A 13,315-nucleotide genomic window follows, 5' to 3' on the forward strand; every position below is an offset into this window, starting at 1 on the left:
GCGAAACGCCGGTCACCGGTCGCGTCGGGCACGTACTTCACACAGACAACGATCCTCAAGCTCACGCCGGCTCTCCTACTGCATCGTCATTTCCGGGCTGCCTTGTTGCACGCAGCATAGGCGCCTTGTCGGGCCGGATCCGGTCGGGACGACCGAGGCTCCGAGGCCGATATTACTCGCCAGTACACCCAGACTGTTACCCCTGAGCAAGCGCACCGCACTGTGACCTTGCCAACGCGGCAGACCCGTGCGTGCGTGACCTCAGTCTCGCAGAGCCGTGAACCGTCCCTGGTGATAGACCAGCGGACGGCCGGCCCCTGAGGGTGAGCCTGCCACGGCCTCCGCGATGACGATGCGGTGGTCCCCCGCCGGCACGCGGGACACGACCCGGCAGACCAGCCAGGCGGACACGTCCGCCAGCAGCGGAACACCTTCGGGCCCGCTGCTCCAGTCGGTCGACGGGCCGAAGCGGTCGGCTCCGCTGCGGGAGAAGGTCGCGGCCAGGTCCTGCTGGTGCTCGCCGAGTATGTGGACGCCGACGTACGCGGCCCCGGACAGCACGGGCCAGCTGGAGGACGACGTACCGATACCGAACGAGATCAGCGGGGGTTCGGCGGCGACGGAGGTCAGGGAGGTGGCGGTGAAGCCGACGGGGCGCTCCCCCGCGGCCGTGATCACGGCGACGCCCGCGGCGTGGCGGCGGAAGACCGAGCGGAAGAGTTCGGGCGTGGCGACCGTCGGGGCCTGGGCGAGATCGGGCGTTGCCGTCATGGACGTGTCCTTCTGCGGAAGTGGCGTACGGGTCCGTGGGTGCTCAGACACCCGGACAGCGCGCACTCGCGTAGCGTGCGAGGTCCACATGGACCCGGCCGTGAAGAAGGAGTTCTGGCGGCATAACGTCAGACTGACGATGCGTGGTGCGTGCAGTCAAGCGGGTTCCGGAATGTGGGAGATGCGTCACGGTCCGTCATATGGCGTGCCCCAGCGCCGCGACGACGTCGACCGTGCGGGGCTGGCCGGACGCCCGGCGGACCACCTCGCCCTCGGCGTCGAGCACCAGGACGGTCGGCGTTTTCGTGATGTCCAGCTCCCGTACCAGCGTGAGATGAGCCTCGGCGTCGATCTCGATGTGGGCGACCCCGTCGACCATCCCGGCCACCTCGGTGAGCGTGCGGCGGGTGGCCCGGCACGGCTGACAGAAGGCGCTGGAGAACTGGACGAGCGTCGCGCGTTCCCCCAACTCCGCGCCGAGTCGGGCTGCGTCGAGTCGCTGTCCTCGGGTCCGGCCGTCCACCTGGTGCCTCCTGATCAGAGCTCGTCGTCAGAGGTCAGCACCGGCGGCCGCCCCGGCATTCCCGCAGCGTGCGGGTCACGCGCACGTGACGAGAATCTCGCGGTCCACGTCCTCCGGGACTGGCCAGCGGCTCGCGCATGGGGCACCATCGCCACAATGCCGAATACCTACGGCTGCGTAACTTCCGCCGGGAGAACCCTCCCCAGGCACTGAAGAAGGGTCTTCCCCAGATGGCAGAACTCGTCTATCGACCGGTCATCGGCGCCGCTCGCACCATGTTCAAGGCGCTCGACCTGAAGATCGACACTCAGGGTTCGGAGCACATCCCGAAGACCGGTGGCGCGGTGCTGGTCAGCAATCACATCAGCTATCTCGACTTCATCTTCACCGGCCTCGGGGCTCTTCCGCAGAAGCGGCTCGTCCGGTTCATGGCGAAGGAATCGGTCTTCCGGCACAAGATCTCCGGTCCGCTGATGCGGGGAATGAAGCACATCCCGGTCGACCGCAAGCAGGGCGAGGACGCGTACGCGCACGCGCTGCAGTCGTTGCGTTCCGGTGAGATCGTCGGCGTCTTCCCCGAAGCCACCATCTCGCAGTCCTTCACGCTGAAGAGCTTCAAGTCGGGTGCCGCGCGCCTGGCCCAGGAAGCCGGCGTTCCACTGATCCCGATGGCGCTCTGGGGGACGCAGCGGATCTGGACGAAGGGGCGGCCGCGCAACTTCTCCCGCAGCCACATCCCGATCACGATCCGGGTCGGCGAGCCCGTGGAGGCGCCCACCGACCAGTACGCGGGCGCCATCACCCGGCGGCTGCGGGAGCGGGTCCAGGAGCTGCTGGAGGCGGCACAGCGGGCCTACCCGGTGCGACCGAAGGACGCGAGCGACACCTGGTGGGTGCCGGCCCATCTCGGCGGTACGGCCCCGACCCCCGCCGAGGTGCGCGAGCTCGGCTGACCGGCCCTCTCCCCCCTTCCCCTCTCTCCTCCCGAGCCCCCGGTGAGCATGTACGCCGGGGGCTCAGAGGTGCGTGGGGAGGGTCCGCCAGAGCTCCGTGCGGTCCCGGGCGCTTCTGAGCGTGCGGAGGATTTCCGGGGGCGGCGCGGCATACACGGTCGGGTAGTCCACTTCCCCGAGGTGCTGGCGCACCGTCCACGCCAGCCGCTCCTCCTCCAGCGAGAACCGCGCGTCGACGCCCGGTTTGTTGCCCCGGGGGTCCACCCGTGCCCAGCGGTCGTGTCCGGGGAGGCGGAGCGCGACCAGGCCGTGGACCGCGGGGTTCGTCCCGTCGTCGTCGGCGAGGCGCTGGTAGCAGAGGCCGGCCGGGATGCCGTGGGCCCGGAGCAGCGCGGTCAGGGCGATGGACTTGGCGTAGCAGATGCCGTTGCGGGTGGCGAGGACGTCGGAGGCGCGCCAGGTGACGCGGGGATCGCCGGAGTCCGCGGAGTGCGGGACGGTGTCGCGTACGTACGTGAAGGCGGTACGGGCGTATGTGTATGCGTCGTCGGGCTCGCACGCCAGGTCGGCCGCCACCTCCCGCACCCGGGGGTGTTCATGGTCGATGGCTTCGTCGGCGGCCAGATAGGCGGCGATGTCCGGGGACTGCTGGTTCAGCTGCATGGTCACGGAGCGTACGAAGCGGCCGACCGGAGATCAATTGATTTCCGGTCGGCCGCATAGTCATGCAATGCGCGAGAGTGGTGTGGCTACCGCGCCATCTCTTCCTTGAGCGCCTGGAGGAAGGCGTCGACGTCGTCCTCGCGGGTGTCGAAGGCGCACATCCAGCGGACGTCTCCTGCCGCCTCGTCCCAGAAGTAGAAGCGGAAGCGCTCCTGGAGCCGCTCGGTGACCGCGTGCGGCAGCCGGGCGAACACGGCATTGGCCTGGACCGGATAGAGGATCTCCACCCCGTCGATCGCCCGGACGCCCTCGGCGAGGCGCTGGGCCATGGCGTTGGCGTGCCGGGCGTTGCGCAGCCACAGGTCCTTGGCGAGCAGCGCCTCCAGCTGGACGGAGACGAAGCGCATCTTGGAGGCGAGCTGCATGGAGAGCTTGCGCAGGTGCTTCATCGCCCGGACGGCGTCCGGGTTGAGCACCACGACGGCCTCGCCGAACAGCGCGCCGTTCTTCGTGCCGCCGAAGGACAGCACATCGACGCCGACCGTGTTGGTGAACGTCCGCATCGGCACGTCGAGGGAGGCGGCCGCGTTGGCTATCCGGGCCCCGTCGAGGTGCACCTTCATGCCGCGCTCGTGGGCGTGGTCGCAGATGGCGCGGATCTCGTCGGGGGTGTAGACGGTGCCCAGCTCGGTGTTCTGGGTGATCGAGACGACCTGCGGCATGGCCCGGTGCTCGTCGTCCCAGCCGTACGCCTGCCGGTCGATGAGCTCGGGGGTGAGCTTGCCGTCCGGGGTGGGCACGGTGAGGAGCTTGAGCCCGCCCATCCGCTCGGGCGCGCCGCCCTCGTCCACGTTGATGTGCGCGGACTCGGCGCAGATGACCGCTCCCCAGCGGTCGGTGAGCGCCTGGAGGGCGACCACGTTGGCTCCGGTGCCGTTGAAGACCGGGAAGGCCTCGGCGGTGGGGCCGAAGTGGCTGTGCATGACGCGCTGGAGGTGGCCGGTGTAGTCGTCCTCGCCGTAGGCGACCTGGTGGCCGCCGTTGGCCAGCGCGATGGCCGCGAGGACCTCCGGGTGCGCTCCGGCGTAGTTGTCACTGGCGAAGCCGCGTACCTGCGGATCGTGGTGACGTCGTGCGTCGGTCCTCACGGTTGCGGGGTCAGCCACAGGCGCTTTCCGTTCACTTCGGGGGCGGGCTCGTCCCAGACGCCGGCGATGGCCCGTGCCAGCTCCGTGACGTCGGTGAAGCCCGCGAACTTCGCGTTGGGCCGCTCGGCACGCATGGCGTCGTTCACCAGTGCCTTGACCACCAGGATCGCAGCAGCGGTACGCGGCCCGTCCTCGCCCCCCGCCTTGCGGAAGGCGTCGCCGAGCGCGAGGGTCCATGCCTCGGCCGCGGCCTTGGCGGCGGAGTAGGCGGCGTTGCCCGCGGTGGGGTTGCTGGCTCCGGCGGCGCTGATCAGGAGGTAGCGGCCCTTGTCGCTGCGCTCCAGGGCCTCCTGGAAGGCCAGCGTGGTCGACTGGACGGTGCGGATGAGCAGCTTCTCCAGGGCGTCCCAGTCGGACAGGACGGTCTCCTGGAACGACTTGCTGCCGCGCCAGCCGCCGACGAGGTGGACCAGGCCGTCGATGCGGCCGAACTCCGCCTCGGTGCGCTTGGCCCAGTCGCGGGTGGCGTCGAGGTCGAGCAGGTCGACGGTCTCGCCGGTGACGGTCGCGCCCCCGTGGGCGTACCGGGCGGCGTCCACCGCCTCGGCGAGCCGCTCCGGGTTGGCATCGCAGCCGACCACCGTGGCGCCCGCCTCGGCGAGTCGCAGCAGGGTCGCGCGGCCCGCAGGTCCCGCCGCTCCGGCGACCGCGACCACGGCTCCTTCGAGCGCGCCCGTCCCCTCGCCCGTGCCGTTTCCGTTCATGGCCACCGCCTCCTCGGGAGAATGGTTCACGCGGCTGCCCGCTCGTCGTTCGCCGCGGTGATTCCCTTGGTGGAGGCAATCACGTGCTTCAGCTTCTTGGCGAGCGCCTCATAGAACATGCTCAGGGGAAACTCGTCCGGAAGCACGTCGTCGACGAGCTTGCGAGGAGGAAGAGTGAGGTCGAGGGCGTCGGGACCCTTGGCCCAGCGCGATCCCGGGTGCGGGGCGAGGTAGGTGGAGACGAGGTCGTACGCGGCGAACCAGTGGACCAGCTTGGGGCGGTCGATGCCGTCGCGGTAGAGCTGCTCGATCTCGCCGCAGAGCTGGTTGGTGACCTGCGGGGCACGGTCCCAGTCGATCTTCAGGGTGTTGTCGGTCCAGCGGACGACGTCGTGCTTGTGGAGGTAGGCGAAGAGGAGCTGACCGCCGAGGCCGTCGTAGTTGCGGACCCGCTCACCGGAGACGGGGAAGCGGAACATCCGGTCGAAGAGGACGGCGTACTGCACGTCGCGGCCGTGGGCGTTGCCCTCGGACTCCAGCTTCACGGCCTCCTTGAAGGCGGTGAGGTCGCAGCGCAGCTCCTCCAGGCCGTACATCCAGAACGGCTGGCGCTGCTTGATCATGAACGGGTCGAACGGCAGGTCGCCGTGGCTGTGGGTGCGGTCGTGGACCATGTCCCACAGGACGAACGCCTGCTCGCAGCGCTTCTGGTCGCCGATCATCTCGCGGATGTCGTCGGGCAGCTCCAGGCCGAGCAGCTCGACGGAGGCCTCGGTGACGCGGCGGAAGCGGGCGGCCTCGCGGTCGCAGAAGATGCCGCCCCAGCTGAACCGCTCGGGGGCCTCACGCACGGCGATGGTCTCCGGGAAGAGCACCGCGGAGTTGGTGTCGTAGCCGGAGGTGAAGTCCTCGAAGGTGATGCCGCAGAAGAGCGGGTTGTCGTAGCGGTTCGCCTCCAGGTCGGCGAGCCACTCGGGCCAGACCATCTTGAGGACGACCGCTTCGAGGTTGCGGTCGGGGTTGCCGTTCTGCGTGTACATCGCGAAGACAACGAGGTGCTGGAGGCCGTCGGCCCGCATCTTCGCCGGCTGGAAGGCGAGCAGCGAGTCCAGGAAGTCGGGGACGCGGAAGCCGTCGGCGGCCCAGCGGCGCAGGTCGGTGACGAGAGCGCGGTGGTAGGCGGCGTCGTGCGGGAGGAGCGGGGACAGCTCCTCGACCGCGCCGATCACCCGGTCGAGGACGCGCTCGACGTCGGCCGGGGACGGGGCGCCGTCGGCCTCGAAGTCGATGGATCCGTCCTTGGACTGCCAGGGGCGGATCTCCTCGACGGCATCCCTGAGCACGGGCCAGGCCGGGTGCTCGACGACCCGCTGGGCCGTAGCTATCGCGCCGTCGGTGGCGTCGTGCACAAGAATTTCCGTCATAACACTTCCTCCACGGGAGAACCTCGCGTGACATCACCGTAGCCGGGCAGGGTTCACTCCGACAAGTGCAGACCTGAAAATTATCCTGCGTACCCCCTATGGTCACCGCTGTTTTTCCTGTGGGATGCCGGGTAGGGGCGCAGTTCCCGCAGTGCCGCTCGGATCCGGGCGACCGGGCCCGCACGGCGTGGGACATCCCGCGCCCGGGCCGTTACCCTCCCCAGTGCCGTATTGCCGTACCTCAGCGCGGGCAGGAGCAGTCGACGGGAAGCCGCCGACGGAAACGAGGTCGCCTTGTCATTTCTCACCCTGGGTCATCGCGGAGTGATGGGCGTCGAGCCCGAGAACACCCTGCGCTCCTTCGTCCGTGCCGAGGCGTCCGGCATGGACGCCATCGAGCTGGATCTCCACCTCAGCAAGGACGGCGCGCTCGCCGTGATGCACGACGCGGACGTGGACCGCACGACGGACGGCACCGGGCCGATCGCGGCCAAGACCCTGGCGGAGCTGCGCGAGCTCGACGCCGGCCGGGGCGAGCGGATCCCCGTCTTCGAAGAGGTGCTGGAGGCAGTCTCCTCCCCGTTGCAGGCGGAGATCAAGGATGTGGCGGCGGCCCGCGCGCTGGCGGACGTGATGCTGGAGCGCGATCTCGCCGGGCGGGTGGAGGTGTCCTCGTTCCACGACGAGGCCGTCACCGAGATCGCCCGGCTGGTGCCCGGCGTCCGGACGGTCCTCATCGCCAGCCGCTGGGGCGCGGACGTGGTGGACCGGGCGAAGGCGGTGGGCGCGGCGACGCTCGCGCTCAACATCCGCCGCCTCACCCTGGAGGTGGTGGAGCAGGCGCACGCCGAGAGCCTGAAGGTGATCGGCTGGGTGGTGAACACCCAGGACCACCTGCGCCTGGCCCGGGCCCTGAACCTGGACGGTGCGACGACCGACTTCCCCGAGATCCGCCGCACCGGTCGCTTCACCGCCTGAGGGCGCGCCGGGGCCGGTCGCCCCGGCGGGCCGTCAGATGTTCTTGACGAGCAGTTCGAAGGCCAGGTCGTCGCGCTGCGGGATGCCGAAGCGCTCGTCGCCGTACGGGAACGGGGTGAGCGCCCCCGTACGGCGGTAGCCTCGGCGCTCGTACCAGGCGATCAGGTCGTCGCGCACCGAGATGACCGTCATGTGCATCTCGCCGACGCCCCAGCTCTCCTTCGCCGCGCGCTCCGCCTCGGCGATGATCAGCTTGCCGAGTCCGCCGCCCTGGAGTCCCGGCCGTACCGCGAACATGCCGAAGTAGGCCGCGTCGCCCCGGTGTTCGAGCTGGCAGCAGGCGACGAGTTCGCCGCCGCGCTCCACCGCGAGGAGCCTGCTCGCCGGAGCGTCGATGACGTCGCGCACGCCCTGTTCGTCGGTCCGCTGCCCCTGGAGGATGTCGGCCTCGGTGGTCCAGCCGGTGCGGCTGGAGTCACCGCGGTAGGCGGACTCGATCAGGGCCACCAGCGCCGGGACGTCGGCCTCGGTCGCGTCACGGAAGGTCAGCCGGGCCGAGTCGGGCGTGGCGGTGTCCATGGGTGGGGCTCTCCGTTTCTCTGCTGCCGTACGGGCTTCTCCGCTGCCGTGCGTACGGTCGCTGCTGCGCGTCCGGTCGAGAGTAACGCGACCCGGAGCGCCCCCGGCGGGCCCCGGCGCGCTCCCTTCACTCCCCTGTGCGCCGGGTTCGGCGGCGTCGGCGTGGGCAGCGATGGGGGCGACCCGCAACAGTGCCGTACGTCCGACCGGGGGAGGCGCGCCGTGCACGGAGGGGCTTCGACCGGCTGGCTGCTGATGGTGTTGTGCGCGGTGAGCGGCGCCTACTGCCTTCTGCGCACCCGCACGGGGACGCCTCAGGAGCGCCGCACAGCGCGCTCGGAGGCGCTCATGGGTTTCGGGATGGCGGCGATGGCCGTCCCGGCGGCGGTGCTGTCGCCCCCGGGCTGGGCCTGGGCGGTGTACGCGGTGCTCTTCGGCGCGGCCGCGCTGCGGGCGCTGCGGCCCGCCCTGCGCGGCGGCCACCATCTGCACCACCTCGTCGGCTCGCTGGCCATGGTCTACATGGCCGTGGCGATGGCCCCGGCGGTGACGGGGAGCGGCGGGGGCGGTCACGCCGGGCACGGGGCGGCGTCGGCGGGGGCCGGTGGCATACCCGTGCTGACCGGGGTTCTGCTCGTCTACTACGCCTTCTACGTGCTGGGCTCGGCCGGCCGGCTTCTCCCCGGAGCTGCCGTGCCCCCGGCGGGCGGCACGGGGGCCGTCGGCCGGGGGCCGGGCGGTTTCGGAGGCGGGGCGGACGGGCGGCCCGAGCTCACGACGGCCTGCCGACTGACGATGGGCATCGGCATGTTCGCCATGCTTCTCACCCTGTGAGACGGGAAGTGGGACAGAACCCCCTTCAAACAGTGGCCTGCGTCACTTGGCCGTCGCGGCCGTACCCCCGGCCGACCCGCCCCTCATAAGCTGAAGCCATGCTGGTCTCCCTCGCGCTGCTGCTGCTCGGTGCACTGACCGCCCTGGTGACCCCGCGTGTGATGGCGCGGGCCCGGTGGCCGGAGCGCGAGCCGGTCGTGGCCCTGTGGGTCTGGCAGTGCGTGGTGGCCGCGGTCCTCCTGTCGTTCGCCCTGTCCATGACGCTGAGCGCGGCCGCCGCCTGGCAGGCGGTGCGCGGCCATGTCTTCGCCCCCGCTCCGCACGCCGTCGTCGAGGCGTACGCCCTGGCGGCGTACGGGCCCTGGTCGGCGGTCATCGCGGTGCTGCTGGCACTCGGCGGGCTGTGGTCCGGCACGATGCTCCTGCGGGAGATCCGGCGGGCACGGCGTCGCCGCAAGCAGCGCCGGGCGGAACTGCTGGTGCGCGCCCCGCTGATGCCGGGCGAGGAGCCCGGGGCCGACCGTCTCGTGGTGCTGGAGGGCGAACGCCCGGACGCCTGGTGGCTGCCCGGCACCGCACCCCAACTCGTCATCACCACCGCAGCTTTGGGCCGCCTGAAGGGCCGTCAGCTCGATGCGGTGCTGGCCCATGAGCAGGGGCACGCCCAGGCCCGGCACGACTGGTTGCTGCACTGTTCGTCTGCGCTGGCGATCGGTTTCCCGCAGATCCCGGTGTTCGCCGCGTTCCGCGACGAGATGCACCGGCTGGTCGAGTTGGCCGCCGACGACGTGGCGTCGCGCCGCTTCGGCAGGCTGACGACCGCGCTCGCCTTGGTCGGACTCAACGAGGACCGCGGGGTGTTCGGCCCCTGCCCCACTCCGCAGGCCGAAGTGCCCCTCCGGGTCAACCGGTTGCTGGCCCCGGTCGAGCGGCTCACGGCGGGCCGCAGGCTCCGGCTGACGGCCGCCGCCGCGCTGGTGCCGGTCGTCCCGGTGGTCGTGGCCTTCGTCCCGGGGCTCCGCGCCCTCGGATAGCCCCCCGGGCGGCCGGGGTTCCGCACCCGGATCGGCCCGGTTCCGTACCCGGGTTGGCCTTCGGGCGGGGTCCTCCGCGAGGATCACCCCATGCCCTCCCCCCACTTCCGCTTCCGTTCACCGGACCGTTCCCCCCGCACCGCGCCCGCCCTGTGGACCGGAGCCGTCGTCGGCGCGGCCGCTCTGGTGCTGCTCGTCCTGGTGGCGGTGCGCTGGTCGCCGCTGATGTCCCTGGACCGGTCGGTCGCCGACGCCCTGCACCGGCACGCGGTCGGCGACCCCGGTCTGGTCCACGTGAACCGGGTGCTGACGGACTGGGTGTGGGATCCCTGGACCATGCGCGCCCTGATCGCGGTGGCGGTGATCGCCCTGTGGTGGCGCGGTGCGCGCCGGCTCGCCCTGTGGACGGCCGCGACGAGTCTGCTCGCCACCCTCCTCCAGCAGGGGCTGAAGGCCGCGGTGGACCGCGAGCGCCCGCAGTGGACCGACCCGGTGGACTCCGCGAACTTCGCCGCCTTTCCCTCCGGGCACGCGATGACGGCCGTCGTGACCTGCGGGCTGCTCCTGTGGCTGCTGCGGCTGTACGGCGCCGGCCCCGGGCTGTGGGGTACGGCACTGGCCGTGGCGGTGGTCTCGGCGATCGGCGTCGCGGCGACCCGGGTATATCTGGGGGTGCACTGGCTGACCGATGTCGTGGGCGGTGCGCTGCTGGGGGTGGCCGTGGTGGCGTTGAGCGCCGCCGGTTACGCCCGGTACACGGCGCCCCGGGAGGGATCGCACCGATGGTGATCGAAGGCGTGCTGTTCGACTTCTCCGGAACGCTGTTCCGGATCGAGCCGGTCCGGGACTGGCTCGCCACCGTGCTGCGCGAGGAGGGCGTCGACGTACCGCCGGAGGATTTCGAGCCGTACGTGACGGGGCTCACGGAGGCCGGCGCTCTCCCGGGCGGTCCGCCTCCGCTCCGGGTCCCGGAGCGGCTGGCCGACGCGATGGCGCGCCGGGACCTGACCCCCGCGCTGCACCGCGAGGCGTACACCGGGCTGGCCCGGACCGTCGCGCTGCCCGATCCGGGGCTCTACGACGCGCTGTACGCCCGCCATATGCGGCCGGAGGCCTTGGCAGGCCTATCCGGACGCGGTGGAGGTCCTGGAAGGGCTGCGGAGGGCGGGGATCGCGGTCGGTGTGGTCAGCAACATCGGCTGGGACCTGCGTCCGGTCTTCCGTGCGCACGGGCTCGACGACCTGGTCGACGCCTATGTGCTGTCCTTCGAGCACGGGCTCCAGAAGCCCGCAGCGGAGCTGTTCCGCATCGCCTGCACGATGATCGGCCGGGATCCGGCGGACGTGGTCATGGTCGGCGACGACCGGATCGCGGACGGGGGTGCGGCCGCCCTGGGCTGCGAGGTGCGGTTCGTGGACCATCTGCCCGTGCCGGAGCGGCCCGACGGTCTGCGTTCCCTGGGGCTGGTCCCGGGCTGAGGCCCACTGCGGGCAGGGGCGAGGCCCACCGGCGGGACCGAGGAGATCACGAGAGATGGGGCCGGGGTGTGAGGCATATCCCGCCGCGGAAGGGGTAAAGGGAGCCGCCCGTGGTCGTAGCCTGGTGGGCATGTCCCCTATGCCGTCGTCCGTGTCCACCCGTTCCGCAGCCGAGGTCAACGCGGAGATCCGCGACCTGTGGCAGCGTTCGGGCGGGTCCCTGACGCCGCAGGACGAGGCCGCATACCAGCGGCTGCTGGTGGAGTGGGCCGCCGCCGCCGGCGGGAGCGTACGCACCGCCGCCTGACCGCCGAGGCCGCCGTCGGCCCGTGACCAGGAGCTTGTGGGAGATCGCGCCCGATCCGGCGATCCCCCGCGTCGCCGGATCCGGGCACACCCCCGGCGTGCCCCGTGGGACACGGCCGTGGACCGCGCCGGGGACCGGTGTTGCGGGGTCCGCCGTCGCAGGGATCCAGCATGTCCCCACCCCGCTCATCGGTCAATGAATTTCCGCTCCGCACGCACCGGGGCCGGTGTCTCGCGGGCGGGAGACCGCCCGGGAGACACCGGCCCCGGAATGGCAGACGAACCTGCTGCGCGACGCGCTGACGGATCAGCGGTCGAAGTAGTCCGGCTGCGTCTGCACGTTGAGCTCGTCCATTTTGACCCGCTTCGCCGGGTCGGTACGCCGGTCGTCCAGCTTCAGCACGTCGAAGCCCTTGGCGATGTCGCTGGAGTAGATGTGACCGTTGTAGTAGTACGCCGACCAGGGGCCGGCCGTGGTGACCTGGTCGAGGGTGACCGGACCGCGCTCGAAGAAGGCGATCTCCTTGGGCTTGGCCGAGTTGGTGAAGTCCCAGACGGAGATGCCCCCCTGGTACCAGGCCTGGACCATCAGGTCGCGGCCCTTCACCGGGATGATCGAGCCGTTGTGGGCGACGCAGACCTCGGCGTCGGCCTGGTGACGGTCGATCTTGAAGTAGCTGCGGAAGACCAGCTTGCGCTTGTCGCCCTTGCCGACGATGTCGTAGATGCCGTCGGCGCCGCGCTTGGGACCGATCTGCTCGTTGCAGGTGGCCGCGCCGCCGCCGCCGAGCTCGTCGGTGAAGACGACCTTGTTCGCACCCTGGTTGAAGGTCGCCGAGTGCCAGAACGCGAAGTTCACGTTGTCCTGGACCCGGTCGATGATCTTCGGGTGCTCCGGGTCCTCGATGGAGAACAGCAGACCGTCACCCATGCAGGCACCGGCCGCCAGGTCCTTCGACGGCAGCACCGTGATGTCGTGGCAGCCGGTCGTCTTGGAGACGCCGGGGTTCTCGGGCGCTCCCGGGTTACCGCCGTCCGGGAAGAGCACCGGGAAGTCGATGACCCGGGCCTTCTGGGGCGCCTTGAGCGGCACCTTGATGATGGAGATCCCGTCGTGCGGCGGCTTGCAGTCCGGGAACGTCTCGTTGGGCGAGTACGAGGAGACGTACACGTACACGTTCTTCTTGCCGTCCGGCACCAGCGTGTGCGTGTGGGAACCGCAGGCGGTCTCCACGGCGGCGATGTACTTGGGCTGCCGCTTGTTGCTGATGTCGAAGATCTTCATGCCCTCCCAGGAGGACTTCTCCGTGGCGGGCTGGGAGGTGCTGGAGCAGGAGTCGTCGCTGCGCGAGGAGTCCGTCGACAGGAAGAGCAGGTTCCCGGAGACCGAGATGTCGTTCTGGGAGCCGGGGCAGAGAACCTGGGCGACCGTCTTGGGCTTCTTCGGCTTGCTGATGTCGTAGATGACGAAGCCGTCGTAGTTCCCGACGTACGCGTACTTCCCCTGGAACGCGAGGTCCGTGTTGGTGCCCTGGAGGGCGCCCTTCGGCACGTTCGTCAGGTGCTTGATGTTGGAGCTGTGGACGATCTCGTCCACACCGGGTATGTCACCCCCGGATATCGCGTCCCTGGCCTCGGCCTGGTCGCTCTTGGAGACGGAACCGCGCTCGGCCGGGGCATCGCCCGGGTCGGGGGTCGCGGCCGCTGTGGTGGCCGTCAGCAGCGTGGCGAGGAGTCCGGCCGCGGCTGCCACCGCGCCCAGACGTCTGCGCCGCACGCGGGTGGTGTGCAACGAGGTCACTGCGTCCTCCCTAGGATCCGTTCGGGGTCGAACGGTTATGGAACCCCCGGCAGTATCG

15 protein-coding genes and 1 pseudogene are annotated in these 13,315 nt (G+C 70.7%); 7 read left to right on the plus strand and 9 right to left on the minus strand.

Going from position 1 to position 13,315, the window contains the following annotated elements:
• Positions 1-261: 261 nt before the first annotated feature.
• From IE134_RS12290 to IE134_RS12295, 3 genes are all read right to left on the minus strand, one after another.
• The gene (locus IE134_RS12290; protein ID WP_126932066.1) at positions 262-771 is read right to left on the minus strand and encodes a flavin reductase family protein; all 510 of its coding nucleotides are present in this window, start codon (positions 769-771) and stop codon (positions 262-264) included.
• 43 nt (positions 772-814) lie between these two features.
• Positions 815-895, minus strand: a complete 81-nt coding sequence (locus IE134_RS34620) for a putative leader peptide (protein WP_351449023.1) — start codon at positions 893-895, stop codon at positions 815-817.
• Between the two features lie 72 nt (positions 896-967).
• Entirely contained in the window at positions 968-1,294 is a 327-nt protein-coding gene (locus IE134_RS12295; protein ID WP_030714126.1) for a TlpA family protein disulfide reductase, read from the minus strand.
• Positions 1,295-1,524: 230 nt separating this feature from the next.
• Between IE134_RS12295 and IE134_RS12300 the strand changes: the two genes are divergently transcribed.
• Entirely contained in the window at positions 1,525-2,247 is a 723-nt protein-coding gene (locus IE134_RS12300; protein WP_010062748.1) for a lysophospholipid acyltransferase family protein, read from the plus strand.
• A gap of 63 nt (positions 2,248-2,310) precedes the next feature.
• On the opposite strand, the gene IE134_RS12305 is transcribed toward IE134_RS12300, so the two are convergent.
• The 4 genes from IE134_RS12305 to IE134_RS12320 form a co-directional block, all read right to left on the minus strand.
• Positions 2,311-2,910 (minus strand): transglutaminase-like domain-containing protein, encoded by a 600-nt coding sequence (locus IE134_RS12305; RefSeq protein ID WP_030714129.1) that lies wholly within the window; start codon positions 2,908-2,910, stop codon positions 2,311-2,313.
• A gap of 86 nt (positions 2,911-2,996) precedes the next feature.
• Positions 2,997-4,058 carry a threonine aldolase family protein gene (locus IE134_RS12310; protein WP_030714132.1) on the minus strand — a complete coding sequence of 354 codons (1,062 nt, stop codon included), beginning with the start codon at positions 4,056-4,058 and terminating at the stop codon, positions 2,997-2,999.
• Entirely contained in the window at positions 4,055-4,822 is a 768-nt protein-coding gene (locus IE134_RS12315) for an SDR family NAD(P)-dependent oxidoreductase (protein WP_030714135.1), read from the minus strand. The genes IE134_RS12310 and IE134_RS12315 overlap by 4 nt, the downstream gene beginning before the upstream one ends.
• Positions 4,823-4,848: 26 nt before the next feature.
• Positions 4,849-6,246 (minus strand): DUF6421 family protein, encoded by a 1,398-nt coding sequence (locus tag IE134_RS12320; RefSeq protein WP_030714138.1) that lies wholly within the window; start codon positions 6,244-6,246, stop codon positions 4,849-4,851.
• A 294-nt stretch (positions 6,247-6,540) separates the two neighbouring features.
• Between IE134_RS12320 and IE134_RS12325 the strand changes: the two genes are divergently transcribed.
• On the plus strand, positions 6,541-7,224 hold the full coding sequence (locus IE134_RS12325; RefSeq protein ID WP_189430468.1) for a glycerophosphodiester phosphodiesterase: 684 nt from the start codon (positions 6,541-6,543) through the stop codon (positions 7,222-7,224).
• Between the two features lie 33 nt (positions 7,225-7,257).
• Here IE134_RS12325 and IE134_RS12330 read toward each other — a convergent pair whose 3' ends face one another.
• Positions 7,258-7,803, minus strand: a complete 546-nt coding sequence (locus IE134_RS12330) for a GNAT family N-acetyltransferase (RefSeq protein WP_030714144.1) — start codon at positions 7,801-7,803, stop codon at positions 7,258-7,260.
• 222 nt (positions 7,804-8,025) lie between these two features.
• Here IE134_RS12330 and IE134_RS12335 point away from each other — a divergent pair, with 222 nt between their 5' ends.
• From IE134_RS12335 to IE134_RS12355, 5 genes and pseudogenes are all read left to right on the plus strand, one after another.
• Positions 8,026-8,637 carry a DUF5134 domain-containing protein gene (locus IE134_RS12335; protein WP_030714147.1) on the plus strand — a complete coding sequence of 204 codons (612 nt, stop codon included), beginning with the start codon at positions 8,026-8,028 and terminating at the stop codon, positions 8,635-8,637.
• A gap of 98 nt (positions 8,638-8,735) precedes the next feature.
• Positions 8,736-9,671: a M56 family metallopeptidase gene (locus IE134_RS12340; protein WP_097885790.1), complete on the plus strand. Its 936-nt coding sequence runs from the start codon at positions 8,736-8,738 to the stop codon at positions 9,669-9,671.
• A gap of 90 nt (positions 9,672-9,761) precedes the next feature.
• The gene (locus IE134_RS12345; protein WP_097986541.1) at positions 9,762-10,460 is read left to right on the plus strand and encodes a phosphatase PAP2 family protein; all 699 of its coding nucleotides are present in this window, start codon (positions 9,762-9,764) and stop codon (positions 10,458-10,460) included.
• Positions 10,454-11,150, plus strand: a pseudogene (locus tag IE134_RS12350) (HAD family hydrolase). Before IE134_RS12345 ends, IE134_RS12350 begins: the two are co-directional and overlap by 7 nt.
• Positions 11,151-11,280: 130 nt before the next feature.
• Entirely contained in the window at positions 11,281-11,457 is a 177-nt protein-coding gene (locus IE134_RS12355; protein WP_179255609.1) for a hypothetical protein, read from the plus strand.
• Between the two features lie 306 nt (positions 11,458-11,763).
• Here the strand turns inward: IE134_RS12355 and IE134_RS12360 are convergent, their stop codons facing one another.
• Positions 11,764-13,257: an LVIVD repeat-containing protein gene (locus tag IE134_RS12360; RefSeq protein WP_030714155.1), complete on the minus strand. Its 1,494-nt coding sequence runs from the start codon at positions 13,255-13,257 to the stop codon at positions 11,764-11,766.
• Positions 13,258-13,315: the final 58 nt, after the last annotated feature.

This window comes from Streptomyces rubiginosohelvolus (genome assembly GCF_014649875.1).
GTDB lineage: Bacteria > Actinomycetota > Actinomycetes > Streptomycetales > Streptomycetaceae > Streptomyces > Streptomyces rubiginosohelvolus.